Source organism: Faecalibacterium sp. i25-0019-C1 (assembly GCF_042854225.1).
In the GTDB taxonomy this organism is placed as follows: Bacteria; Bacillota; Clostridia; order Oscillospirales; family Ruminococcaceae; genus Faecalibacterium; species Faecalibacterium taiwanense.
Map to the genome: position 1 here is coordinate 1840338 of NZ_AP031428.1, position 23288 is coordinate 1863625.

Sequence of the window (23288 nt, forward strand, 5' to 3'; positions counted from 1 at the left end):
TTTCATGTGATCTTCTCCACGGACGTCACTCTGACATCGGTCAGAGGTGCGAAGCCCGTGTCGCGGTAAACGCCGCCGTTGAAGGTGATCATCACCTGCACGGCGACCTGTGCTTTCAGGAGTGAGTCGTCCTTGTCGACCCAATCCGCTCCCTCAATCTCAATGGGGACGAAGTTGCCGTCGATGTAGATGCCACGGTCAAGACTCGCCACAAAGCGGTCGAATATCTCCTCGACTTCATCATCGGTGTAGCCGCCGATGATCACGCCGAACGTGGTCGCCCGTTCCATGATCTTCCGCCTTTTGTGCAGCGTTCCCTCTTCGTCTCTGTATCTCTTTTTGGAACCGTTTCGGGTGAAAGTCTCACGTTCGAACAAGACCGCGCCGATGTGGGACTCCTGGCTCTTCTCCAGAGCCTTCTCTGTGGTAAATGGCTTGGACTTGATGCCCGCCGCTTTCAGCTTGTCGACGAGATATTGCTTGCTTTCCGTGTAGAGCAAGAGATCAATCCTCCTTCTGGATGAACTCCTCGACCGTCGCCTTCATCTCCTGCATATCGTCCTCTGAGAGACCGAGGAAGGGACGGGCCGGGATGGTGATGCGGACTTGCTTCTTCGTGACCCACTTGCCGCCCACCTGAAAACGGAGGGCTTTCTTCTTCCGCGCCCGGATGGTGCGGCCCGGTTCTCCGAACTGATGCGTCGCCGCATACTTGACGTTCGTGCCGACCGCGAAGCCGGAGGTGTCCGACTTGGCGTGGATGGAGTTGCGGAGCTGCGCGGACTGGATGAGCGTCTTGCCGCCCTCCTGTGCGGCGCGGATGGAGGTCTTCCATCTGCGCCCGTCCGGGCCTTTGCTCTGCTTGAACCGTTCCAGCGTCGACTCGCGCGCGCCCTCAGCCAGCGCCGCATTGATGCCCTGCTTGTCGATCTCCGAGAAGCTCCTGATCCTGCGGAGCATCGCCCGCGTGTCGCCGTCGAGCCGTATGCTGTACATGGCCATGCGTTACATCCCCCTCATCTTCTCGCGGGTAAACAGGCGGCTGTTGGACTTGACCTTAAAACCACCCGCCGCTGCGCTCGCCGGGTCTTCCGTCTCCGTGCCGATGGACACCGTGCCCTCCGCGACCAGCGTGAGGAACTTGATCGCCGCGTTGTAGCGGTTCAGGTAGGTCTTCTGATCCGTCCCCTCGTCGATGCCGATGCGGGAGAACAGATTGTAGACCGCGATATCCTTGGAGAACTTGTTGATGACCCTCGGGGCCGGGGCCAGAGGGACGGCGTACCTCTTGGCGAGGTAGCCGTCGATCTCTGCGTCCGCGTCGGCGATCGCCGCATCGATGATCGGGGAGACCAGCTCTTCACGCTCGGCGGGGTCTTCAATGAAGGTGTCGCCGATGATCGCGTTGAGCGCGTCATCCTTGACCATGTCCCGTACTTCAGCGCGTGTGCTGTAGCTCATGCCGTGCCCTCCTTTCTGCCCCGGGCGGTTTAGGTGGTGGTGCCGTCAGAGCCGTAGGCCATCTGCCAGAAGCCGAAGCCCGCGTTGCCGCGAGAGTCTGCGCCGTAGATGAACTTCTTGCTCATGAAGACGTTGTCGTCGGTCTCGTTGGTCTTGGAGACGAACTTCGCCTTCTTGCGCTGCTGGTAGATCAGCGGCTTGACGGGACGCTTGGTGCAGAGCAGGAACCAAGCGGAGTCGCTTGCGAGGCGAGGCTCCACATGGATCTCCGCCGTGCCCTGCATGGTGTTCTTCGTGCCGTTGATGAAGTCGGCGACGAGGATGTCGCGGGCGTCCGCTTCCAGTGCGGGCGGCACGACCAGCAGATCGGGAACCAGCGCCAGAGGGCGGCCCTTGCTGTTCTTCAGGCTCATCATGGATGTACGCGCCGTCTTGTAGGCGTCCATGCTCAGCTTCGCGGTGCCCTTGTTGCTTGCCTTGTCCTTGCCGACAGGGTGGTCGGTAGCGAAGAACGCCTTGCCGTCGTAGCACTTCTCGGTGAAGCCGTTGGCCAGCAGACCGTAGACCAGCTCGTCGGGATGCAGCGCGGCGGACTCGCCGAGCATCTGAATGGAAGGATTGTAGAGGCCGATCTTGTCGTCCTCGACCGCGTTGCGGTCTACGCCGACAGTCAGCTCGAAGTCCTTGTTCTTGATGGTGTAGGCGGAGCCGGAGAGGTTCTGGATCTCGCGCTCACCGATCCACTCCCTCATGCCGGGGATGTCACCGAGCCATGCGTAGGTCTCGGATTCGCTGGTGCTGGGCACGACGGTCGCGACCTTTTCATAGGTGGGATGCTGCCCTTCAAACGCCTTGTTAAAGACCGTGTTGAAGGCGGTATAGATGCCTCTAAGGGCCTGCGGGGTGATGATCATAATGGATGTACCTCCTTACTCGATTAGCCGCCCACACCTGCGGCGGCAGCAGCGGGAATGTAGCCTCCGCACTCGACGGCGACGCCCTCGTCATCCACGCGGATGACGGTGCCAGCCACAGACGCGCCCGTGGCGAGCGCCGTGACGGTGTGGTCGTCTTCCATGTAGCAGGGCTTGAGAACATGGGCGGCGGTGATCTTATTCGCAGCGGTAGCGGTGTTGTCAAAGACGAATACGCCGCGAGCGACGCGGATGACCAACTCGCCGTCTGCGCCCGTATTTGTCACCGTCTCCTCGGCGCGGCCCACAGCGGTCAGGCTCTCGGCCTTCTTGCCGGGGATTGCGTAGCCGCTCGCGTCCAGAGCGACAAGTGCACCCTGATAAATGGTGGTACCGCCCTTCACAGGCACCGCGATAACCTTTGCGCCGTTGGCGATCTCAGGGGTATCTCTCACATCAGTCAGTTTTGCCATGATCTTAGTCCTCCTTCATACCGTACTTCTTGACGTCGTCGGGCGAGATTCCGAGCTGCTTGCAGACCAGCAGCGTGTCGGCGTCCAGCGCGTCGCTCTTGAGGGCCTTGACGTCGTCCAGCTCAATCTTGTCCATCGGCACGATTTGCGGGGCCTTCTCCACAAAGGAGCCGAAGCCCTTCGGGTCGCTCAGGGCGTAGCTCTTAGCCCATTCTTTCTGCGCCGGGGTGATCTTGCCCGCCTTCAGGGCGAGGGTGACAGCGTCGTTGGCCTCGCGCTCCGCATTCTGCTGCTTGAGCGCCTTCAGCTCCTCGGCGAGGTTGACGCCGTCGACCGTGCCGCTCTTGAGCTCCATGATCTTTGCGGTCACGTCCTCGGCGGCAGCGCCCGCCTTCAGACCCAGCAGCTCGCAGACCGCCTTGTTCGCCACGACGTTCTCGGGCGGCTGCTTCTCCGTTTCCTTGAGGCTGCGGTTCTCGGCGAGGCAAACCTTGAGCGCCTCCACGACCTGCTCCTCCGTGGCGTCCTCGCTCAAACCGAGCAGTTCCGCCAGCTTCTTGATGTCCATAGAATGTTGTCCTCCTTCAAAATTGTCTGAATTGACGATAGGGTTCATCCCCTCGATCGCCGGAGTGTTGGTAAGTGCCAGCGAGTGGAGCCCGACCGCCTTGTTGTCCGCCTTGCGGACATTCACGACCGGGGAGAGGTAGCGGTACTCCTTGTTCTCAAGGTACCGCGCCCCTCGGGGCGTCCACTCGACGACGGCCTTGATTTGCCCGTCCTCCAGCTTCAGCTCCTTCACCCATCCGGCTGCGGGTGCCTCGCACCCTTTGAGCGTCTGATGCTCGTAGTCAACGACGAGATCCACGCCGCGCTTGGCGATCTGCGCCTTCATCGCCTTGTAACTCTCATCGTCTACATCAAACTCGCCCTTCGAGCTGACAACGTGGCCGATGGGGAGGACGAAGATCGTCTCCGGCGCTCCCACGAGCTCCACATTGCCGCCTTTCAGGGTCAAAAAACCATCCATTTGCATCTGTCCTCCTTTGGTGTCGCCGCGAACCGCCCGGAAACGGCGTTAGAGCGCGTGCGCACGCCCCTTATTTGCCGCACCTGTCAAATTACCCTGCCGAGAGCAAAACGCGCACAGCGGGGCTCTGTGGCCTTATGGCGGAGTGTTCCCCTTTTCGCGCTCTTGGTACGCCTTTTTGAGTGGCTCGGGGTAGCCTGTGAGGTCTGGCTGATAGCGTACCTTGGCGGGGTTGGTATCGAACTGCGGGTCGGGCAGGATGTTGACGAAGCGCCCATCCTCCAGCCGCGCCGCCCTCGGTGCTTCGGTCTCCACCGTCAGCCCCCGCTGCTCCATCTGGCGCTTGGAGAGCGTCTTGACCGTGCAGCGGCACTTGAAGCCGTTGGGCGGGAACCATGTGTCCCAAATGGGATCGTCCGCCATGAACACGCGCCCATCCATCGCAAGGTGGCTCGGGCGGGTCTTTGAGTCGTTGACGGCGTCATACTGCCAGTAGGGCCGCAGCGCCTTGACGCCCGGTTCGGTCATCCGCTTGTAGTGGCCCACATTGTAGGCCGTCTGGATGTTGGTGCGGAAGATGTTCTCGGCTTGGTAAGGCGTGATGCCCTCGTAGCCCTCTGCTTCGAGGAAGTCGTTCATATTCTCGCGAAACTCCGCAAGGCTGTTACCATCCTCCAGTGCGGCCAGCAGCTCGTCGTAGAACTTCTTGAGCACCTGCGCCTTCGTGTAGCCGCTGACCGTAAAGGCGAGGGCGCGGTACTCGGCGGCGATCTGATAGAACCGCGAGGCGGTTACAGGGACGCGCTCTTTGAAGTACGCGACCGCCTCTTCAAAGGTCATGTCCTTGCGGCTGAAAAGTGCGGTGAACTCATCCATCCTCAACCACCCGCCCCTCAAGATCGGCGTAGAGCATAACCTTCTGCAGCAGCTCTTCGACCTCAGAGACATCCATCGCGGCGTAGAGTTCGGCGACGGCTGTGTCATCCTCCATCAGCTCGCGGAGCTGTTCGAGACTGTCTGCGTTCTCAATCATTTTGAGAACCGGCTCGAACGCGCGCTTGAAGCTGCCCACGCCCTTGTGGAGTGCGGCGGCGGCGAGCCTGTCAATGTGCTGCTGCGTGCCGATCGGCGCGTCAGCTCCCGCCTTGAGGGAGAGTAGCGCATCGCTTTTGAACGGCAGCACGCCGCCCATGCCGCCTCCGTAGGCGGGCTTTGCAATCTCATCACCTTCCTCCGGCTCGGGGATGGAGAACTTCTTATAGACGAAGCTCGTGGGTATCCGAAGCCCGACCTTTTCGATGAGCGTGCCGAGGATTGTCGCCGTCTGTGTCAAGTCCTCGGACTCTTCGCAGTCGAAGCGGATGTAGGGGATGCGCTTGTCCTCACCGAAGTTGAAGATGCACAGCGGGCGGATGAGGTCGCGCCGGAGGGTGGACGCCAGCGCCTTGCAGTCGGCGACGGTGAGATCGTGCCGGACATCGTTGTGCGTCTTGCTCTGTGCGTAACTGCCGCCGCCCGAGTCGGAAGTCAGCGTCTGGCCGAGGATCGCCTTGGAGATCTGTTCATCGCAGTAACGAGCCAGCCGTTCATAGAGGTCGGAGCTGGAGGTCTTCTCCGTGGTAATGAAGTCGATGCTCGTGCCATCCGGGATGATGCCCGCCGCGTCGGAGCCAATCTGGATGAGGGCTCGCATGAGCGCCGCCTTGTCGCTGTCGCTCGCTCCCGGCGCGTACTTGCCCAGCCGGAGCGGCAGACCGTAGATCTCAGCGAAGCTGACCCAGTCCTTCAGGTCGTAGTTCTTGAAGAGGTACATCCACGCCACAACTCGGAGGATGCCAGCCCGAGAGGTGTGACCGCTGCGAGCCTTGTACCTGTGAACGATGAACTTGTTCGCCGGGAGCAGGATGCCCTCCGGCACGTCCTTCGTTCGCACCTTGAACGAATCGTCCAGCGTGTCCCAAAAGAAGCGTTTCTGGTGTCGCGTCTTGATGTCCTGCACCACGACGTGCCCTTCGTCATAGCCCCACAGGATCTCGGATACGGCGAAGCCCTTGCCGATTGCGTCGAGCAGGTCATTCTCCACATCCTCGAAGCTCTCGATGCCGTTGAGCTGCTCTTCGATGAAGTCGGCGATCTCCTTGTCCAGCGGTTCGTCGCCGAAGGGAATCACCTCGAAGTCAAGGCCCGTGACGGCGTTCTTGCGCGTCTGGAGCTGACTGAATAGGTGAGGGTCTTTCTCCTCCATTTCCTCAAAGAGCTCCATCTGCCGAAGAACATCGCCCGCGTCGGCCTCTCGGAGGATCTCAGCCAGCTTGACAGGCGTCAGGCCATTGCTGGGATACTCGCTGTACTTGTCGGAGACCTGCGCCACGGCGACCTCCCGCATATCCGGGCGTCTAAGCCGGGTAACGAGCTGCTTGAGTCGGCTCATTCCCGCACCTCCTCGATGCGCCGCTGGGCCGTGACGAAGTAATCGTCATCCAGCTCGATGCCAATGAAACGACGCCCCGTCTTCTTCGCCGCGACCAGCGTGGAGCCGCTTCCGGCGAACGGGTCGAGGATGAGGTCGCCCGGTTTCGTGACCGAGGAGATGAGATTAGCCAGCAGACCAACAGGCTTCTCGGTGGGGTGCACCATCTTGGAGCTGTTGATCTTCGGGAATGTGACGAGGTCTTTTGGGCGGCTACCGGGGAAACTGTATTTGCCCTTAACCGCGAAGACAATGTTCTCATGCGACGGTGCAAACGCTGCCTTGGTGTCACCCATGCCGTGGTAGACCTTATCCCAAATGACCTCACTCTTGACGTTGAAGCCCGCGATCTTCATCGCGTCGATGAAGGTCTGCTCCACATCCCAACGGGTGAAGCAGATCAGGCCGCCGCGTCCAGCCTCGCCGGACTTGAGTACGCGGAAGGCGTCGTAGAGGAACCAGATGAAGGGGCTCTTGTCGTTCTTGATGGACGCCCCCGTCTGAGAGACATAGTTGATGCCGTAGGGCGGGTCTGTGATGATTGCGTCGACACTCTCCGGCTCCATCTGACGGAGCACGGTGAGGCTGTCGCCGTGGATGATTGTATTCTCTTGGATAATCATGCGCCTCACCTCCTTAGTAGGCTCCGCGCCGGAAGTCGAGGGCGCGGGCGATGACGCTTCTGTAGTCGACCCTGCGCCCGATCTTGACGTCAAGCGCCAGCTTGACCGCCATCTGGAGGCCGTCCGGCGCATCGTCGTTCTTGCCCATCGGGTACTCGGTCATCTGCTTTAGCAGTGTCTTGTGTTTCTTGCTGAATTTGATGTAGCCATTCTTCACGAACGGCTGCAGGGACTGGATGCGTGCATCCTTGTTCTGCGTGCTGTTGATCTCCTCGATAGGGAGATACTCGCCGACCGCTGCCGCACGCTGCCGCATGATCTCGGCGAAGTAATACTGGAACTGCACCGTCTCCACGCCGAACTTGTAGTAGGGCCGCTTGTACTCCCGCTGGAGGCGTCGGCTCGCGTCGAGGGCGTCCTCAATGATCTGATCCGGCTTGCGCTTGGCAATGTCCGCGATCACGACATAGAGGTAGCCCGTCTGCGTGTCCTTCGCCAGTGCGATGATGGAGCTGGTGTCCGACTTCTTGTTCTTGCCCAGCGACGGGTCGTTCGCGCCGACGAAGAGAAACTTCGGGTCGGAGAAGTCTGGCTGCGCCTTGCCCTCGTCGTCCCAAAAGTCAAACCACTCTTCTTGGAAGGTGCAGTTCTCCGGGTCGATGGGGTCATTCTGGATCTCGCTGTTGAAGGACGCCTCACCCTCGGAGATGCGGATGACCATGAGGTCGTAGTAGGAGAGCTTCTCCTCCCATAAGACCGCCGTGCCCTCCAGCATCGCCTCGCGGTTCGCTTGGAAGAACTCCAGTGCATCCTCCTGTCGGTTGTCGTTGGAGAGATCGGTGAAGATGGACTCCCATGCGTCCCACAGCTCGCCGTTGGTGGCGAAGCTGATGACGCCTTGATAGCGTACCGACTTATAGCTCGGGTTCTTCGCTACGTTGGCCAGCAGCGCATCGAAGTGGAGCAGCGTGCCGATGTAAACGATGTCGGTGTAGGTGTCGCCCGCCTTGGAGACCGCCTTATAGAACCAGTCGCGGAGCTTCTTGCGTTGCTCCGGCGTGTTGACGTTCTCGTCGTTCTCCAGATCGTCGCAGACGATAAGGTCGGGACGCCACTGCTTGTGACGTCGACCACGGATCTTCTTGCCCGAGCCGATTGCCTCAATCTTGACGCCGTTGGCCAGCAGGATGACAGAGGACTTCCAGACCTTGCCTTCCAGCTCGCCGAAGTCTTCCTTCAAGGCAGCGTTCTCCTCCAGCTCCGTCTTGATGTCGACGAGGAAGCCCTCGGCCTGTTCCGAGCTGTCAGAGAGGATGATGATGTAGTGCTTGTAGCCGTAGACGGCGGCGTGCAGGTCGTCCTTGAAGGTGAAGGTCGTGCTCTTGGCGTGGCCACGAGGCGCTTCGATCGCACGGCGGCACCCATCCGCGCGGCTGATCTGCTTGGCGTCCACCTCCGGGTTCATCCCCTTCAGCACGCCCTCCCGCCATATCCTGTCCAGCTCGCCGTGGAACTTGGGCGACGGGCGGACGAAGTAGTGCGCGAGATAGGCCCGCCCGAAGTATTCAAGATCGAAGGCTCCGAGCTTCCGGCGCAGTCCCTTCGGCCCGGTCAGTTCCTTTCCGACCCTGAAGTCCTCAAGGAGCTGCGCCCGCTGCTCGGGAAAGTTGCCGTCCTTTGTGACGTACTGCTCGAACAGCTCCCGCTGATACGCACGGTTTGCGACCGTTTCCCGGTCTTCCGGCTCTGTGAGCTTTTCGAGGTAGTCGTTCAGGTCAATCTTCGCCATCTGCCAGCACCTTCTCTCTTGCACGCTCCAGCACGTCGTGAAGCTCGCCAGCAAGCTCAGGGTGCTGCTTGATTGCTGCCATGAGCTCCGTCTCCATCTGCTCGAAGGCAAGCTCAGCTTTTTTCTTCATGTCCTGCCGGACGCGCTTTTCGTAGGTGGCGTTCCGGGCGAGGCTTGCGATGAGTCGCCCCGCCTTATCCAGCGGCATTTCCTGAAAGTCGTCCTCAGCGGTGCTGACTCGCTGCATGAGCCCGTCCATGAGCACCATCGACGCCGCCTTCGTGTAGTCGAGGTCGGGGTGGGCCTCCACCGCTTGAGCGATCGCCTGAGTGCGCTGGATGGTCTGCGCTACGCGCTGCGCCGCCTGTGTGGTGCGGATCGCATAGCGCCCGATCGCTGACTTACTGATCTCGTAGCCTTCAGCCTTGAGCCATGCCGCCAGTTCTTCATAGGTGTTGGAGGTGTCCGCAAGCCGGACGTCGAGTTGCCCCTTAATATCGTCCGGGAGCTTGTCGATCGTCGAGCTGACCCGCGTCCTCCGTCGCTCCGCCTTAGACATCGATGCCCGGGTCGTTGATCGTGCCCTCGACGAGATCGACGCCCTTGCGGGTGAGCTTGATGATGGAGTCCTTGCGGTAGGCGTTGTAGGCGTTCACCGATCGGTCGGTGAAGGTCACATAACCCGCCTCCTGCAGATACTCGATCGGCTTTGAAATGTCCGGCGAGTAGATCAGGCCGTCAGCGACGAGGGCGTTTGTGATCTGACGGACGAGCAAGGCGTTCTGACTGCCTTTTGCGAGGGCTCGGACGATGTAGCCCCGGATTGCTTTGTTCTTGCTGACCTCCTGCTCGGTCAGCTCGTCAAGGATTGCCATGAGGTCACTCCTCCTTTCCTTTGGCTTTGCCTCCGTAGAGGATTTGGTCGAGCTTGTCCTCGACCCTGTTCATGACCCGAATGTAGTCCTCCCGCGTCACATAGATCAGGGGGAGGTCTGCCTTCAGGTCGTTGAGGTTCTTGTCCAGCGTCTTGATGTCCTCGGCGTTCCGCTTGTCCGCCTCTTCAAGACTGGCGAGCGTCTTCTTCATAAAGAAGGTGAGCGCCCCGACGACGACGGTGCACAGCAGCGACGCCGCCGCGCCGATGAGGGCGGTGATCTGAGAGACGTCCATGTGCCGCCCTCCTTACCGTTCCGCTTCGCCTTCGATGAGCGCACTCTCCGGGAGGGTGATGTACGGCTCGTTCTGCTTGATCTCCAGCACAGCGGCCTCGATGCACTTCGTCAAATACTCGTCGAAGCTGCCGAGGTTCTTCGTGATGACCCGCTGCGCCTCCGGCGCGATCGACGCCTTGACCTCGTCAAAGACCTGTTTGCCCAGCGCGACCAGCTCCTCGCGTTTTGCCTTGCCGCCCTTGACCGCCTCGCGCAGCGCCTTTGCCGTGGTCTGCTCCATTGCGCCCACCGACAGCGTGGCGAGGTTCGCAACGTCCTCCAAGGCGTCGTCCAGCACCTTGCGGGTGGATGCGTCCTCGATCTGCGCGGTCTGCGCCTTCAGCTTGGATGTGCCGAGCCGGATGTAGTAGACCGCGTAGGCCCCGGCGAGGGCCAGCACAGCGAGCGCAACGTTGACCAGCAGCTCGGTCGCTGCGCTCTGGATGATCTCCATGCTCATGTTTGGTGTCCTCCTTTGGATATAAAAATAAGACTATGAGCTATGCTCATAGTCTTATTTTACCGTCCCTTTCAGGAACCTTATATATGTACTGCTTCTTAGAAACGTTGTCTTAGAACGTAGTGTTTTCCGGCTCGTCGCCGTAGTCGAGAAGGCTCATCTGTCCCTCCAGCTTCCCCTCGCCGCAGAGCTGCCGCACCCACCGCTCCGTCACGCCGTACTTGCGGGCGAGCTCGGGGTGGTTGTAGCCGTTGAACTCCGCTTTGATGTGAGCGTCTCGGACAGGGCGAAGGACACTCTCCGGCTTCTGGAGGTAGATGGTCGAGCCGCCGACGACCGAGCACAGCTTGTAGTAGTTCTCGACGCCGATCGTCTCCGCGATGATGCGGTTGTCGCCGTCAGGAACCATGTCGATCGTCAGCTCCTTAACGAGGTCTTCCATGTCCCGCCCTCCGCATCCTTACTCGGTCGCTTTCGTGAAGAGCTTCCCCAAGATGCCGAACAGCTCGCCGACCGTCACCTGCTCGCCGAACTTCTGCCGCCAGAACTCGGGGGAGTTGATGACGTCAGCCTCCGTGAGCGTTTCAAGCCCCTCCAGCTGATACGCCGGGAACTCCGGCTCCTGCTCCTCCGGCTCGCTCGGTGCGGACGGCTGGGGCACCTCGAACGCCATGATCTGCCCCAGCAGAGCGACGACCTTGCCGCCGTAGCCCTTGCCCGGTACGGCCCAGCCCTTGCCGTTGGGGTTGTCGCTTGCGCCCAGCCATTCCACATACTGCGCCGAGCCCCGTGTCACGAGGGAGAAGCGCGGGTCGACGCACCCGTTCACGAGCGCCTCCTTGGAGGCGTATGCCTTCAGGTGCTGGATCTGCGCCCGGACACCCGTGCGCGGGTCGGGGAAGGTCGCCGCCTGTCCTTTGGCGTTGCCGTTCAGCGCCCCGATGCCCGCGTAGTTGTTCTGCGTGGGGAGCACGATGCCGCCGTACTTGAAAAAGCCCGTCTCGTGGAGGCTCTGCGCAAAGGCGACGTCGCCGCGCACGCCCTCGGCCTCGCCCTCTTCGAGGAAGAACTGCGCCAACTGCTCCAGCGAGCACGCCGGGAGCTGCGGCTCCGCGTTCTTGGATCGGGCGAACAGCGCCATCTGCTGTGCGCTCGCCTTGGCCTTGCCCATGATCTCCGTCTTGCCCGCCTCCGTGGTGGTCGCGCCGCCGTTCAGCTCCGTGAGCTTTGCGGCGACCTTCTGTTTGAACTGCGCCCAATGGGGCAGGATGTACAGCGGGCAGTTCTTCCTCGCGCCCTGCACGATGGAGTCCGGGTGGCCCATCCAGTGGTTGTGCGTGTACAGCTCGTTCACGCTCAAGCCGTGCTTCTTCAGCAGCAGTGCCGCCAGCAGCACACCGTTCTCCTCTGCCTTGCGGTCTTCCTTGCTGCCCGAGCCGTCCATGATGATCTCGATGGAGAGCGTCGTCTCGTTGCCGCCCGTGGCCTTCCGGCCATCGCCCGCGTGCCAGCCCACCTCGTCCTCTCTCAGGTTCTGCCATGCGTTGATGTCGTCGACGTAGTAGTGGACGCGGGCGTCGTTCATGTTGCCGTTAGGCCACGTCGCACGGGTGTACTGCTCGGCGTCCTCCTCCACGTTCTTCAGGTCGTTGGTGTTGTGGATGGTCACGCCCTTGACCTTGCCCGTGCCGCCCGAGAGCAGACGGTCGGCCTTGTACTGTGCGCCCTTCTTGTACGCGCCGGAGTCCTTGGGCCAAACCGCGCCCCACGGGATGATCTTCTCGTTGATGACGAGGCCATGCTCCGTCCTCGTCGCGTCTGGTGTCAATTTTGCCATGATGTGAATCCTCCTATAAATTCATGACCGGGTTGTAGACCTTCTCGACATACTCCCCGATGCTGTATTGCTCGCGCCCCTCTTTTTTGAGTTGCTGCATGAACCGATCGGTCTCCACCGCCAGCTTCATCAGCTTCAGGATGCCAACCTGCTCCGATGTCACTTCGTGCAGCTCCGGCCCCACCGTTGCCATGATCGCCTTGCGGAGGTAGAAATCTGCGGTGTAGACATCCATCTCGCTGAAATCCTTCCACACCTCCCGGGCGAACTTCTTGCGGTTGAGCCGGGGCTTATCAGGTGGGAGAACGCCGTCCGCTTGGAGCTGCTTCTTGATCGCCGCACGCTCGGCCTTCTCCCGCTGCGTGAGGCGTTTCTTCTTCGTCGGCATACCGTCCCCCCTTAACACGCAAGCGGCCCGCCTGGGGGCTGCTGCGCGGCCTTCTGCTGCTCTATGAGGGCCCGCGTGAACTCCGCCGTCTCCACCTGCTGCCGGAGATGCACGGCGGAGGCGAGCACCTGGGCCGTCGAGGTGAGCTCGGAGGTCGTGAGCTTGAGCAGCTCCTCGCGGTCTTCCTTGCTGGTGTTCTCTCCCAGGAAGCGCCGGGATCGGACGATCTCGTTCACGGCCAGGACGGCGGCGAGCCTCTCGACGAGCCCCATCGCCCCAGCCTTCCGCCCGCTCACGCCTCCACCTCCGACTCGATCGGGCCGTAGCCCAGCCGATCCCGGTAGACATTCGCCGCCCGGATGACCTGGGCGACGGCTGCGTCGCTCGCCAGTCGGTCGCCCAGGCTTCGCCGCTGCTCCGGCGTCGCGCCATTCTCCCGGATGACCTCCGACACCTCCGCCACGTCCCGGGGCGAGATCTCCGTCAGACGGCGGGCCACTCCGGGCGGGAGCCGCTGATAGTGCAAGCGGAGGAAGATGATCCCGGTCTCCACCACTATGTCCAGCTCCGTGTCCCGGATGCTCTCTTGCATCCGGTGGATGCCTTCCAGCGCGGCCAGGACATCGAGCTCCCGCTGGTTCTCGTTATCCATCCCGCCCGGCCCCCTTCCGCTGCTCTCTGGCAAGGATCGCCTTGAGGCCCTCGATGACCTTCTCGCATTGCGCTATGTTCAGCCATTCGATGCGGTCGACATGGGCCACGCGCTTGACGAAGCCTTGAATGCGGCGCGGGTCGTCATTCCAGCCCAGCGCCTCGCACAGCGCGTAGATCTTCCGGCGCTGTGCGGTGGTGCGGATGTCGCCGCCCGTGTCCGTGCGCTTGTCCCGCACGCTCCGACTCACACTGTCCTTCATGTTCTGCAGCACGCGAGCAACAGTGTTGACCTCGCCCTGCGTCAGCATCTTCATGGACTCCTTGCCTGTCTCGCGGTAGACAACCGCGTGCAGGTCTTCGTCCGTGAGGTGCAGCTCCGGCGACTTCGCGATCGCCCACAGCGTGCGGATGGAGGGCTGTTTGCGCCCAGTCCTTGCTGCTGTCATTCCGTGAGCCCCCTTCCTCAGTTGCCCGCCTTGATCTGCTCCAGCTTGGCGATGTTCACCTCATAGCCGAACACGTCGCTCTGTTTCCACGTTGCGCCCACGGCGTTCACTGTGTCCTCGCCGTACTTCTTCAGAGCCTCCTTGCTGACCTTCTCTTCCACCACGATGCAGTCCGTCATCTGGCGGGACTTGAGACGGCGGATGATCTCCTCCAGCTTCTCCTTCGCCCGGGGCAGCGAGACGGATGTGGAGAGCCGGAAGCCTACCTCGCCGAACGTCAGCACCACCGACTTCGTCTTGCCCATCTCGTCCCTGTGGTCGGTGACGAAGCTCTTGATCTCGCGCTCCAACTTGGCCACATTGTCGTTGAGCGGCTTGCTCTGCTCCTCGGCGACCTTCTGTGCCCCTAAGATTTGCTTCTGCATATCGCTCTGGATCTCGCCCAGCGCGATCTGCGCCTCGGCGATCTGACGGAGGGCGTCGTTCACGTCCTCCCATGAATGGAGGCTCGGGGCCTCGACTACTCGTTTCCTTGCCATGTTTGCGGCTCCTTTCAATTTGTTAATGTTGCGGGCTTTACGCCCGGTAGTCTCGCTTGGTGCGCTTGCCGCGCTCCGGGATCTCGGTGAACAGTGCCACAAGACCCATCGGCAGCGTCAGGAGGATCGCTGTCGCGTCCCGATCCTCCGGCGTCCCGCCATAGGCCGCCATCAGGAGCAGCACGCCGGAGAGCAGGATGAGGATCGCTCCGCTGATGCGTTCTATTCTCATATTCGCTGTCCCTCCTCAAAGCATCATCATGGACGACGCCTGTGCTATGGTCTTCACCGTCACCGTCTCCTCGCCCGTCTCCTTGAGGATGCGTCGGACGTTAGAGAGCGTGCGGTCGAGCAGTCGGAAGCACCCGGTCTGCATATTGCACGCCCGCGCTTTCAACTCCACCAGCGCCTCCGGCTCGATCTGGAAGTCCGTGAGATAGCCCTCCACCTCCGAGGGGGAGAGGCCCCGCAGCGAGGCGTAGAAGTCCACCCGGTTCGCCATACGCACGAGGTAGGTCTTGATCTGCGCCTCCAGTTTCGGCTCGCCCGCGATCACAAGACCCACGTCGCTCTGATCGAACACCGCCCGCAGGATCTCCATTTTCTTCTGTGTGTACTTGCTCACCAGCTTGTCCGCCTCGTCAATGATCAGCAGGTATCCCTTGTTCGTGTTGAAGAACTCCCGGATGCCGTTCACCCTGCGCCAGATCGTGCCGTAGCCGTTTGGGAGCCCGATGCTCCGTTCAATCGCCTCCACAAGGTCGCGGCTGCTCATGGTGTCGTCGCACTCGATGTAGGCCACGCGGGAGAGCTTCGCGTACTGCCGCAGGGCGTAGGTCTTGCCGTAGCCGCTGCGGGCGACTACGATGCCGAGGCCAATGTACTCCTGACAGCTCTGGCATACACCGAGCACGGCCTTCGCGTCCCGGCTCTCAAAGAATACGGGCGTCTGCCACGTCTTGCCCTCCGACTCCGCCAACGGCGTCGTCAGGTCGACCGCCTCGCCCGTCTGCCGGGTGAGGAAGTCCGTCAGCTTGCTCTCAAGGTCGTTCGGGTTGCTGTCATATTTGCCCGTGAGATACCGGGAGACGGTGGTGCGGCTGTAGCCGATGTCCTTGGCGACCGCCGCGATGCTTGAGTGCTGCGTCTGGATGTAGTTGTTCACGCGCTGCGCGAGGGGGCTGATGTTGGTGTAGATTGTGGTGCGCTCTGCTGCTGTAACTTCCATGATGTACCTCCGTTATTATTCGTTCATCGCTCTCAAAAGGGAGAGCGCCTTGTCGCCTTTGGCGTTGAGGAAGGTGTCGTCCGTGACCTTCTTCCGGCTCGCCTTGCTTGCCTGTTCCGATCGGAACATTCTGTCCTTGGGCAGGGAGACCAGCTTCTGGCTCGGCGTGGCCTTGATGGTCAGGTCGATCATGCCCACTGCATCCGAGGGCCTTGCGCCGTCCTCGAGCCGCAGCTCGTAAGGGCGGACTCGCTCCTCCAGATACTCCCTGACCTCTCGCTCGTTTCGTTTCTGATCTCGCAGATGCTTCTCCAGCGCCGCCTGAGAACAATGCGGGCCGAAGGCGAGCAGCTCGGCGGACACCGCCTCACAGATCTTCTTGCCGTCCATGTCGTACACATAGAGCTTGGTGACATCGTCGATGTCCCACTTGATGTTGACTTTCTGATTGACGTAGTAGGCGAGCTCCGTGTCCGTGTAGAGTGTGCCGAACTTGTTGATGCCTTGGTTTGTGACGCGGGCGGTCGCCGCCTTCATCAGCAGCATCGCCGCGTACTCTCGGGGTGGAGCTGCCTTTTCATAGCGTGGGCCGTTCTCGAACATCTCGATCGGCGTAACCCATTTCTCGCCCGCGTCGCTCAGGCCGCGATGCTTGCGGGTGTGATACTTGGTGTTCTTCCACTCCGTCCAGACTTCGAAGAACTCCTCCATCGTCAGCAGCTCCCCGCGCTCCAGCATCTGGTCGATGTCCTTCTGCCGCTTGGCGTAGGTCTTCGAGCCTGTCAGCGTGCCCGTGTAGCTCTCAAACCACTTGGAGAATTTCGAGCAGACCGTGGAGAAGAAGCGTTCGATCGGTTTGTCCCAAGGCTGATACGGCAGCGAGCGTCCGACCTCTTGGATGCCGATGCTCTGATAGAAGCCGACCGTTTCCGAGTCAAACGCGAAGTCAAGGTCGATTTTGCGGTGCTTGCGGTTCTGTCCGGTCATGGCCTTGGCAGTATAATCCTTGCCGTTGTCGACGTGCAGGATGTGGGGAACGCCGCCCGGATTGCTGTAGATCATTTTGACCAGCGACTCCTTCAGCGTCTGCGAATTGGCGTTGACGCACGCTACATCGCCGATGATAGCGCGGGAGCGCATATCCAGCCACGCAACCAGCTTCGGGCGCACGGCCTTGATCTTGCCGTTCGGGGCCGTCCACTGCACCCAAAAGTCGAAGGTGTGCTCGTCGCCAACAACATACTCCATGACTTGAAGGCTCGTCGCGTCGCGCTTGCCCTTCATCATCCGCTTGTTCTTCCACTCCCGCGTCCCATTGGCGGCGAGGAACCGGGCAGACTCCGCACCCCGCTGTCCCATGAGGAACTTGATGTACCGGGCCACCGTCTTGATGGAGGGATACTCCTCCCACTCCCGCCGCTCCGCCTCCAGCTCAAACCGTTCATAGAGCATCTCGATCGTGCCGAGGTTCGCCGCGAACCGCTTGTCGAACCAGATGTTCTCAATGATCGCCTTCTGCTCGTCCGTCAAGCTCGGGAACGTACCCGTCTCCTTTGGCTTCCGGCACAGCGCCAGCGCTCGGAAGTAGTCCCGGCTCTTGCCGTCTTCCTTCTCCAGCTTCAGCGCCCATGCGTTCGCCTCCAGCACGTTCTTCATGTAGCGGTACAGGCTCTGCGGGCTGATTCCCAGCCCCAGCGCGTACCGCTCGGCGTAGCCCGTGCGGTCAGGGCCGTCATAGTCGATGAAGTCCTGCACCCGCGCCGCCAGCTCTACCGCCTCATAGAAGCGCTTCTTGTTCGCCTCCGTGTACTGGTTCAGGTCGGCGGTGACGTACCACGGCACGGCCTCCTGTGCTCTCTTGTCTATGATGACCTCACTCCCTTCCACCTTCTGCGCGGCTCGCCATGCCTTCCGCGCCTTTGCCGAGAGGGAGCTTGTCGAGATCAACACCTGATCCTTGCCGCCGCCCTCCCGGGCCTGTGACTTCGTTTTGTACTGCTGAGGATTGCGATAGATGCGTTGCGTCAAAGTCTTGTAGCTGACGCTTTCAAAAGCCGCTGCCTCCTCCAGCGTGATGAATACGTCCGGCACTCCGTTCCCTCCCTTCCGTGCGTCATGCCGCGATCGCCCGCTCCGCCTTCTTCGGGTCGAGCGCGAGGGTGGCGATGATCGCTGGGAGGTACTTCTCGCCGGAGCGTGTCCCGTTCAGGATGTAACTCATATACTGCGGGCTTGTGCCCACCGTGGCCGCCAGCTCCGCCCGACTCATGTCCCGGTCAGCCAGCGCCTTCACCACCATCTTCCCGAACGGCGTCAGCCGTTTCTTCGGGCCTCTCATCGCTTGCCCTCCTTTCCCATCGTTCTTAGACTTACTTCCGAATGACCGCCCAGCCCAGCGAGACCGCCACGCCTATGAACGCGGTGACGCTCACGGCGGGGACGGGGCAGCGCATCAGCAGCAGCGCCGCCGCGAAGCCCAGCGTCGCGAGGATGATGAGTCCCGCTGTGATGAGGAACGCCGCCGCGCTTTGCGCCGTGCGCCCCGCACGCTTTCGCGCCTCCCGCCTCACTTCTCTCTCAAGTAAGTTGAGAACGAGGTCGTAGCTGCGCACGCTCTGCGCCGCTTCAAAGAATTGCTGCTCCATCCCCGGCAGCGCCCGGAACGGGTCGCGGGGGTTGCCCGCCTCCCGCAGCCGCGCCGCCGCGTTTCGCCGTGCGATGACGGTCGCGCCGATCGCGGTCTTGAGGTCTTCTGTGCTGAACATTCTGCTGCTCCTTTCCTTTGCCCTCCCGATCGTGTATAATGGAGCTGGGCCACTGCCCGGGGAGGGGGTGTTGTCTGTGATTGATGTGCAGAAATTCTCTAAAGAGGTTGTCGATGAAGTGAAGGCTCGGTTCCCGGAGCGGTTTTCCGAGGATGCCGAGATCGCCTCGAGCCTTCTCTCGCTGATCGCGGTAGTTGCAGCTACCGCGATTGCGAAGTACGAGAAGGAGAGGAGTTGACGTATTCCCCGACCTCTTTGAGAAGTCTGCCGAGCTGAATAAGCTCGCGCTTTTTGCCCTGTAAGGGGCACCCTCCGCACGGGGCCGTCTGTTCATCGGACGGCCCTTTCTCTTCGGGCGGCTCGCCCGTCAGCCATGCCAGCCAGCACGCGCAGCAGCTCACGCCGTCGCAGTGGGCGGGGATGGTGGGCGGGCACGGTGCGGAGATGATGTCCGCGATCTCGCCCGCCGTGGCCTCCGGGGCCTTGAGCAGTTCAAGTCCTGTCATGCTGCGCCTCCCGGTATTTCTTCACCGCGTGGTTCATGGTGTAGAGGTGGTTCAGCTCCCGGAGCAGCCGCTCATACTCCCGCTGCATCGTCTCCCTCGCGTGGCCCGTCAGCTTGCCCATCTGCCCGTCGACGTCGACCGCCATGCGGAACACGTTGCGGTAGATCGTGCAGTCGTTCTCCGGGCACTCGCCGAGAAGCGCCGTCCCGAGCTGGTGGAGCTCCTCCAGCCGATGCGCCGGGATGCGCTCTGTCTCGTGCTGGAAGCCGTTGAACAGCTCGCCGCCGTACTTGGTGTATTCGTCCACCTCCCGCAGCAGGTGCCGCAGCCGGGAGAGGTCTTCAAAGCTCACGCCCTCCAGCACCGTCTCCCACGCTGCGCCCGCCTCGGCGATCTGCGCCGCATAGTGCTCGCACTCGTTCTCCTGCAGGATCTGTCCGTCCCGCAGCGCCGCAAGGTAGGCCAGCGCCTCATGCCCGCCAAGCATGGCGGTCACGGTGTCCTCAGCGTGCCTCACGCCCTCGATGTGCTCCCGCAGCGCTCGCTCGCTCCGTTCCCGGATGCGCAGGTCTTGTGCCTCCGCGTCCTCGTAGAGCTGTCCCAGCGGGCACTTCGCGCAAATGGCGTCCAGCTCCTCCTGCGTGTGTCCGGCCCGGTTCTTGCACCGTTCGTCGCACACGAACGCCAGCAGCTCTTCGGGGTTGCGCGGCATGGGGCCGTCCAGCCGTCCTGCGCCGAAGGTGTCCGGGTCGGTGATGACCTCGCTCTCCGGCAGGAAGCCGATCTGATGCAGCGCCATCTTGAAGCCGTAAAGCTCGTGCGCGGCGGTGCGCGGGTCGGTGTCGGGGTAGTGCTTGCTCTTGACCTGCGTAGCAAGGCGGCGCGTCCAGCCCTCAATCAGGGCGGCGGGCTCCACCGCCTCCTCGGTATAGCTCTCATTCGTTTCCACGGCGGCGGTGTAGGTGGGCGGCTCGTCCGTGATGTCCTCCTCGGACTCCAGCCCCCGTGCCAGCTCCACGGCCACCTCCAGCGTGTCCGCGTCGTCGTACTCCATCGCGCCCCGGTCGATGTCCAGATTGCCCGTGTAGACCTCCGCGTCGATCACGCCGTACTCTCCGAGGGCCGTGCCCTCGTACTCGCGCTTCTCGCGGTCGTTGAACTTGACCACGAGGAAGCCGTTGATCTTCTTGATCTTTCTCATGCTGCCGTCATTCCTTTCTGCCCTGCCATCTTCAGACCGGGTGGGGCAGTTCCCGGTGACGCCCTTCCGGGCGTTTCGGCTTAGTGGTGGGTCGCTTCAAAGTTCTCAATCGCCCAGCGGTTGCCCGTGGCGTACACGGCCCGCCGCGTCCGATCCTGTGGCGTTTCCCGCCTCGGCATGGCCGCCAGTGCCTCCATCATGCCGCAACTCGGGCAGATGTCTGTCTGGTTGTCCACTCGCGACAGCGCGGGCGGCTCGTCGTATGCTCGCCCACACAGCGGGCAGATGTGCGGTTGCTCCTTCATGCTGCTGCTCCTTCCTGCAAAGCTCATCCGGCCAGTGGCGGGATGACGCGGATCGTGTCGTGGTACTTGTTCAAAATGATTAGCTCGCCGTTTGCTTTCTGCTTCACGACCAGCCAGTTCTCCGGGGCGAGGCCCGCTTGCCCGAGCCGGATCTTCTGCTTGCGGGTGGGCTTCTTGCCGCGTCTCATGATCTGCCTCCTTTCCTTTTCTCGGCGTTTGTGGTAGAGTAAAAGTGAACGGCGAGGGTCGCTGAGAAATGAGAATCAGAACGACTTCCTCTAAAAGGATCTGCGGTGCGCCAACACCTGCCGATTCCAACCGCGCAAGCTCTCTCGACTTCTTTCGCTATGCTTCGGTTTGTAAACTTTCGAAGCATCGGTGCTGCTCTTGCGGTACTCCCATACGGCGGCGAGGCGTCCGCCGTGTGGTGCTTTGCCCAATTTGTAACGCCGGGAATGAATTGAAGTAAGGGGGGAAGACCCTCGCCGCTCGCTTTTACTCTACCGTTCGCCGATTTGCTATTTCATTTTCGGTCGGGGTGTGCTATGATTTACTTGCTTTATACTTAAATCAGGTTACACCCCTATTATAGTCTCCGTTTGGCTACTTGTCAAGCGGAAAGTCTCTGAAAATCTACTTTTTGACGGGAGGCATTTTATGTCCGAATTAGTTGATAGAATTGAACAGGCCATAAAGGAAAAGGGCAGTAATTTCAAGCGCGTCGAGCGTGAGTGTGGTCTCGGAAATGGTACTATAAAGCGGTGGGGTGAACAGAGCCCCCGCCTCGACAAGCTCGTCCTTGTCTCCGAATATCTACAAATCTCTCTGGACTATCTCGTCTTTGGGCGTAGCTGTTCGGAGACTGCACAGGAGAATGACCGCAATGCGGCTTTCGAGCACCTCAAGCAAGAACAAGGTCTGACCTGCGACGGTTCGCCGTTGGAGGACGAGGAGGCCGATCTGATCGCCATGTATCGCCTCTTGCCGGAGGAGCAACAGGAGGACATTTTTGACCTCGTTCATCTCAAATATCGAAAGCACGTCGAACGGAAAAAAGAGTCTATTTACTGGACGTATCACAACGGCAGCTCCGCAACAAAAAGCGGCACCGCCGAGGACGCTGAAGCCCAAGGTGGAACCGCTTGATTTTTTGCGCTGTTTTGATTTAGTTGTAAATCTGTTTTCTGTAGAATTGAAAAACGCCCGCGCCGCACTCGCAAAACGCCCGAAACCATTGAAAACAGGGCAATTCTACAGCTTTTCGCAGTTTTGACCGAAATGTAGAATTGCTCGCCGCCTGTTTTGGCCCGGTTCGCCGCCCCGCCGCGCACGCCTCGCACGGCCAGCGCACGCCCTAATCCCCACCGATCCGCGCCGAAAAGCCCCGTTTTCCCAAAAATTCGCACGCTCTAACGCTCCGTTAGCACGCTTGCCCCTCTTGCAATCCGCCGCCGCGTCTGCTACAATAGCAGCATGAGCCGCGAAGCTCTCGTCCTCTTGGTCTGCTGCTGTGACTTCCGGGACGGGGCCGAGCGGCTCATGCCATCTAAAAGCCTCAGAAATGCCGTTATACGGGCGTTTCCGGGGCTTCTTCGCATTTTGCGTATGTATGCGCCTCGCCGCGCCGCCGCCGTTGTGCGGCCTCGTGGGCGCGAAAAAAGCGCCGACCGCCGCCGACGCATCCTCATCTCAAGATTGTTGATAATTCGCGCCTCCGTCCCGCGCCGAAAGTCGCCGTTTCCCGCGTATTTCAAGGGTTTTCCCGCCGTCTCCCCCCTCATCCCGCCTTATCCCGCATTTCTCAAATATCCTGTCTCCCCACACTTTCCCCGCATTTCCGGCCAATAGTCCACATACCGCTGCGCCAGATGCATCTGTGGGTTCTGCCCATGATCGTTTTCAAATGTCCAGTGCTGCATCGCCCAGTCGGTAAAGCCCTGCAGCTTCAACCGCCGCACGTTCTCGTGATGCAGCCTTGCCCGCTCTTCTTCCTCCTGCTTTTCCCTGGCTTCTTGTCGGCACTGGCATTCAGCCGGATGGCGGTCACGCCCAAACAGCATTCTTCCGTTTGGGAAGAACGCTTCCTTGGGGGTATTGCAGCTGCCGCAGTACAGCAGCCCATCTTCTGCAATGTAATCCTGCGGTTCTGCAGCGGTCGTCATAAGCCTATCCATCGCTGTTTGAATCGTTTCCGTCATAAACTTTCCTCCTCATTGTAGGTATAGTCCGGGATGCCTGTTCCCGGTTTCTGTTGTCTTTTCTTCCGTGCTGACCAGCTACGCAGGGTCGCCGCATGGTCTGCGTACTTCCTGCCTGTAGACCGCATATAGGCTGAAAGGTCTTCAATCAGAACATCCAACTCTGCAATTTCGATTTTCAATTCCGAATAATTTTCCAGAAAAACATTCTGATACCGCCCATATGCTTCTTTGGTTCTATTTATTTTGTTCCATCTCAGGTCGTTCTTATTTATTTGGTTAGGTGTGCAGTTTTGCGTAATCGTATTGCTCACTTTTGCGCAATCAGGCTGCTCATTTTTGACCATCCCGATTGCGCATTTCTGCACAGTCTGAGGAACGCCGAGAAATATCTGATTGGGCTTGGAAAAGCCATTGGACCGCCGTTCGATCAGCCGTGCGGCTTCCAGCTCCCGCAGAGCGCGGGTGACACTGGAAATACTGCTCTGCAGATCTGCCGCCAACCTTGCCAGCGGATAGAGCACATATGCCCGGCCTTGTGCATCCACCCAGCTGTTCTTCTGGGAAAGGGTCATGCGGTCCAGCAGCAGAACATAGGTCAGCCGTGCCGTATGGGAAAGGCTCATCTGCAGCAGAAATTTCGGATAAGGGAAATAAGCGGGTAGTGGGGTTTGTGCCTTGATGTACTCTTTACTCAAACTTCCTCCTAATCGTTTTCAAAAGTCCCTGCCGAATGGGAAAGTCCTGCACGGGCTTACGCATCCGGCAGGGTTCCGGGGTGCGGGGTGGA

At 60.7% G+C, this 23288-nt stretch carries 33 protein-coding genes; 2 read left to right on the plus strand and 31 right to left on the minus strand.

Annotation, left to right across the window (positions count from 1 at the left end; genetic code table 11):
• Positions 1-2 precede the first annotated feature (2 nt).
• From ACGHUK_RS09095 to ACGHUK_RS09220, 26 genes are all read right to left on the minus strand, one after another.
• Positions 3-500, minus strand: coding sequence for an SON protein (locus tag ACGHUK_RS09095; protein ID WP_390574106.1), 498 nt, complete (start codon positions 498-500; stop codon positions 3-5).
• Positions 501-504: 4 nt separating this feature from the next.
• On the minus strand, positions 505-960 hold the full coding sequence (locus ACGHUK_RS09100; protein ID WP_390574107.1) for a phage virion morphogenesis protein: 456 nt from the start codon (positions 958-960) through the stop codon (positions 505-507).
• A 45-nt stretch (positions 961-1005) separates the two neighbouring features.
• Entirely contained in the window at positions 1006-1461 is a 456-nt protein-coding gene (locus ACGHUK_RS09105; protein ID WP_055188818.1) for a gp436 family protein, read from the minus strand.
• A gap of 29 nt (positions 1462-1490) precedes the next feature.
• Positions 1491-2375: a Mu-like prophage major head subunit gpT family protein gene (locus ACGHUK_RS09110; protein WP_005936290.1), complete on the minus strand. Its 885-nt coding sequence runs from the start codon at positions 2373-2375 to the stop codon at positions 1491-1493.
• Between the two features lie 23 nt (positions 2376-2398).
• Complete coding sequence (locus tag ACGHUK_RS09115) at positions 2399-2848, minus strand: hypothetical protein (RefSeq protein ID WP_187016073.1); 450 nt, start codon at positions 2846-2848, stop codon at positions 2399-2401.
• Between the two features lie 4 nt (positions 2849-2852).
• Complete coding sequence (locus tag ACGHUK_RS09120; protein WP_390574110.1) at positions 2853-3878, minus strand: phage protease; 1026 nt, start codon at positions 3876-3878, stop codon at positions 2853-2855.
• A gap of 135 nt (positions 3879-4013) precedes the next feature.
• Positions 4014-4754, minus strand: coding sequence for a phage minor head protein (locus ACGHUK_RS09125; RefSeq protein WP_187016087.1), 741 nt, complete (start codon positions 4752-4754; stop codon positions 4014-4016).
• Complete coding sequence (locus ACGHUK_RS09130) at positions 4747-6309, minus strand: DUF935 domain-containing protein (RefSeq protein ID WP_238078131.1); 1563 nt, start codon at positions 6307-6309, stop codon at positions 4747-4749. Before ACGHUK_RS09130 ends, ACGHUK_RS09125 begins: the two co-directional genes overlap by 8 nt.
• Positions 6306-6971 (minus strand): DNA methyltransferase, encoded by a 666-nt coding sequence (locus ACGHUK_RS09135; RefSeq protein ID WP_055188827.1) that lies wholly within the window; start codon positions 6969-6971, stop codon positions 6306-6308. The genes ACGHUK_RS09130 and ACGHUK_RS09135 overlap by 4 nt, the downstream gene beginning before the upstream one ends.
• 13 nt (positions 6972-6984) lie before the next feature.
• On the minus strand, positions 6985-8760 hold the full coding sequence (gene terL / locus ACGHUK_RS09140; protein WP_390574112.1) for a phage terminase large subunit: 1776 nt from the start codon (positions 8758-8760) through the stop codon (positions 6985-6987).
• Positions 8747-9319 (minus strand): DUF3486 family protein, encoded by a 573-nt coding sequence (locus ACGHUK_RS09145; RefSeq protein WP_055188831.1) that lies wholly within the window; start codon positions 9317-9319, stop codon positions 8747-8749. Before ACGHUK_RS09145 ends, terL begins: the two co-directional genes overlap by 14 nt.
• On the minus strand, positions 9312-9635 hold the full coding sequence (locus ACGHUK_RS09150) for a hypothetical protein (protein WP_005936271.1): 324 nt from the start codon (positions 9633-9635) through the stop codon (positions 9312-9314). The genes ACGHUK_RS09145 and ACGHUK_RS09150 overlap by 8 nt, the downstream gene beginning before the upstream one ends.
• A gap of 4 nt (positions 9636-9639) precedes the next feature.
• Positions 9640-9930 carry a membrane protein gene (locus ACGHUK_RS09155; RefSeq protein WP_005936268.1) on the minus strand — a complete coding sequence of 97 codons (291 nt, stop codon included), beginning with the start codon at positions 9928-9930 and terminating at the stop codon, positions 9640-9642.
• Between the two features lie 12 nt (positions 9931-9942).
• A complete protein-coding gene (locus tag ACGHUK_RS09160) occupies positions 9943-10431 on the minus strand; it encodes a hypothetical protein (protein ID WP_390574114.1) in 489 nt (162 codons plus the stop codon).
• 112 nt (positions 10432-10543) lie between these two features.
• Positions 10544-10873 carry a Mor transcription activator family protein gene (locus ACGHUK_RS09165; RefSeq protein WP_005936263.1) on the minus strand — a complete coding sequence of 110 codons (330 nt, stop codon included), beginning with the start codon at positions 10871-10873 and terminating at the stop codon, positions 10544-10546.
• An 18-nt stretch (positions 10874-10891) separates the two neighbouring features.
• Positions 10892-12268 carry an N-acetylmuramoyl-L-alanine amidase gene (locus tag ACGHUK_RS09170; RefSeq protein WP_390574115.1) on the minus strand — a complete coding sequence of 459 codons (1377 nt, stop codon included), beginning with the start codon at positions 12266-12268 and terminating at the stop codon, positions 10892-10894.
• 13 nt (positions 12269-12281) lie between these two features.
• Positions 12282-12656 carry an addiction module toxin RelE gene (locus ACGHUK_RS09175; protein WP_390574117.1) on the minus strand — a complete coding sequence of 125 codons (375 nt, stop codon included), beginning with the start codon at positions 12654-12656 and terminating at the stop codon, positions 12282-12284.
• A gap of 11 nt (positions 12657-12667) precedes the next feature.
• Positions 12668-12928: a hypothetical protein gene (locus ACGHUK_RS09180; RefSeq protein WP_390574118.1), complete on the minus strand. Its 261-nt coding sequence runs from the start codon at positions 12926-12928 to the stop codon at positions 12668-12670.
• A 20-nt stretch (positions 12929-12948) separates the two neighbouring features.
• Positions 12949-13308 (minus strand): translation initiation factor IF-2, encoded by a 360-nt coding sequence (locus ACGHUK_RS09185; RefSeq protein WP_390574120.1) that lies wholly within the window; start codon positions 13306-13308, stop codon positions 12949-12951.
• The gene (locus tag ACGHUK_RS09190) at positions 13301-13756 is read right to left on the minus strand and encodes a regulatory protein GemA (protein WP_390574121.1); all 456 of its coding nucleotides are present in this window, start codon (positions 13754-13756) and stop codon (positions 13301-13303) included. The genes ACGHUK_RS09185 and ACGHUK_RS09190 overlap by 8 nt, the downstream gene beginning before the upstream one ends.
• A gap of 17 nt (positions 13757-13773) precedes the next feature.
• Positions 13774-14295 carry a host-nuclease inhibitor Gam family protein gene (locus tag ACGHUK_RS09195; RefSeq protein ID WP_005936248.1) on the minus strand — a complete coding sequence of 174 codons (522 nt, stop codon included), beginning with the start codon at positions 14293-14295 and terminating at the stop codon, positions 13774-13776.
• A gap of 37 nt (positions 14296-14332) precedes the next feature.
• Positions 14333-14527, minus strand: coding sequence for a hypothetical protein (locus ACGHUK_RS09200; protein WP_097772100.1), 195 nt, complete (start codon positions 14525-14527; stop codon positions 14333-14335).
• A 15-nt stretch (positions 14528-14542) separates the two neighbouring features.
• The gene (locus ACGHUK_RS09205; RefSeq protein ID WP_187016065.1) at positions 14543-15523 is read right to left on the minus strand and encodes an AAA family ATPase; all 981 of its coding nucleotides are present in this window, start codon (positions 15521-15523) and stop codon (positions 14543-14545) included.
• Between the two features lie 15 nt (positions 15524-15538).
• Positions 15539-17614 carry a Mu transposase C-terminal domain-containing protein gene (locus ACGHUK_RS09210; RefSeq protein WP_187016064.1) on the minus strand — a complete coding sequence of 692 codons (2076 nt, stop codon included), beginning with the start codon at positions 17612-17614 and terminating at the stop codon, positions 15539-15541.
• Between the two features lie 22 nt (positions 17615-17636).
• On the minus strand, positions 17637-17861 hold the full coding sequence (locus ACGHUK_RS09215; RefSeq protein WP_227145871.1) for a helix-turn-helix transcriptional regulator: 225 nt from the start codon (positions 17859-17861) through the stop codon (positions 17637-17639).
• A gap of 31 nt (positions 17862-17892) precedes the next feature.
• A complete protein-coding gene (locus tag ACGHUK_RS09220; protein ID WP_390574122.1) occupies positions 17893-18288 on the minus strand; it encodes a hypothetical protein in 396 nt (131 codons plus the stop codon).
• Between ACGHUK_RS09220 and ACGHUK_RS09225 the strand changes: the two genes are divergently transcribed.
• A complete protein-coding gene (locus tag ACGHUK_RS09225; protein ID WP_390574123.1) occupies positions 18278-18526 on the plus strand; it encodes a hypothetical protein in 249 nt (82 codons plus the stop codon). The genes ACGHUK_RS09220 and ACGHUK_RS09225 overlap by 11 nt on opposite strands.
• A 254-nt stretch (positions 18527-18780) precedes the next feature.
• Here the strand turns inward: ACGHUK_RS09225 and ACGHUK_RS09230 are convergent, their stop codons facing one another.
• The 3 genes from ACGHUK_RS09230 to ACGHUK_RS09240 form a co-directional block, all read right to left on the minus strand.
• Positions 18781-19743 carry a hypothetical protein gene (locus ACGHUK_RS09230; RefSeq protein WP_390574125.1) on the minus strand — a complete coding sequence of 321 codons (963 nt, stop codon included), beginning with the start codon at positions 19741-19743 and terminating at the stop codon, positions 18781-18783.
• A 332-nt stretch (positions 19744-20075) separates the two neighbouring features.
• The gene (locus tag ACGHUK_RS09235; RefSeq protein WP_390574127.1) at positions 20076-20300 is read right to left on the minus strand and encodes a hypothetical protein; all 225 of its coding nucleotides are present in this window, start codon (positions 20298-20300) and stop codon (positions 20076-20078) included.
• 23 nt (positions 20301-20323) lie between these two features.
• On the minus strand, positions 20324-20488 hold the full coding sequence (locus ACGHUK_RS09240) for a DUF6906 family protein (RefSeq protein ID WP_166444379.1): 165 nt from the start codon (positions 20486-20488) through the stop codon (positions 20324-20326).
• 469 nt (positions 20489-20957) lie between these two features.
• On the opposite strand from ACGHUK_RS09240, the gene ACGHUK_RS09245 reads away from it, so the two are divergent.
• The gene (locus ACGHUK_RS09245) at positions 20958-21446 is read left to right on the plus strand and encodes a helix-turn-helix transcriptional regulator (RefSeq protein WP_187016057.1); all 489 of its coding nucleotides are present in this window, start codon (positions 20958-20960) and stop codon (positions 21444-21446) included.
• Positions 21447-22087: 641 nt separating this feature from the next.
• Here the strand turns inward: ACGHUK_RS09245 and ACGHUK_RS09250 are convergent.
• Both ACGHUK_RS09250 and ACGHUK_RS09255 read right to left on the minus strand, forming a co-directional pair.
• A complete protein-coding gene (locus ACGHUK_RS09250) occupies positions 22088-22498 on the minus strand; it encodes a hypothetical protein (protein ID WP_390574129.1) in 411 nt (136 codons plus the stop codon).
• Positions 22495-23196: a replication initiator protein A gene (locus ACGHUK_RS09255; RefSeq protein WP_390574130.1), complete on the minus strand. Its 702-nt coding sequence runs from the start codon at positions 23194-23196 to the stop codon at positions 22495-22497. The genes ACGHUK_RS09250 and ACGHUK_RS09255 overlap by 4 nt, the downstream gene beginning before the upstream one ends.
• Positions 23197-23288 lie beyond the last annotated feature (92 nt).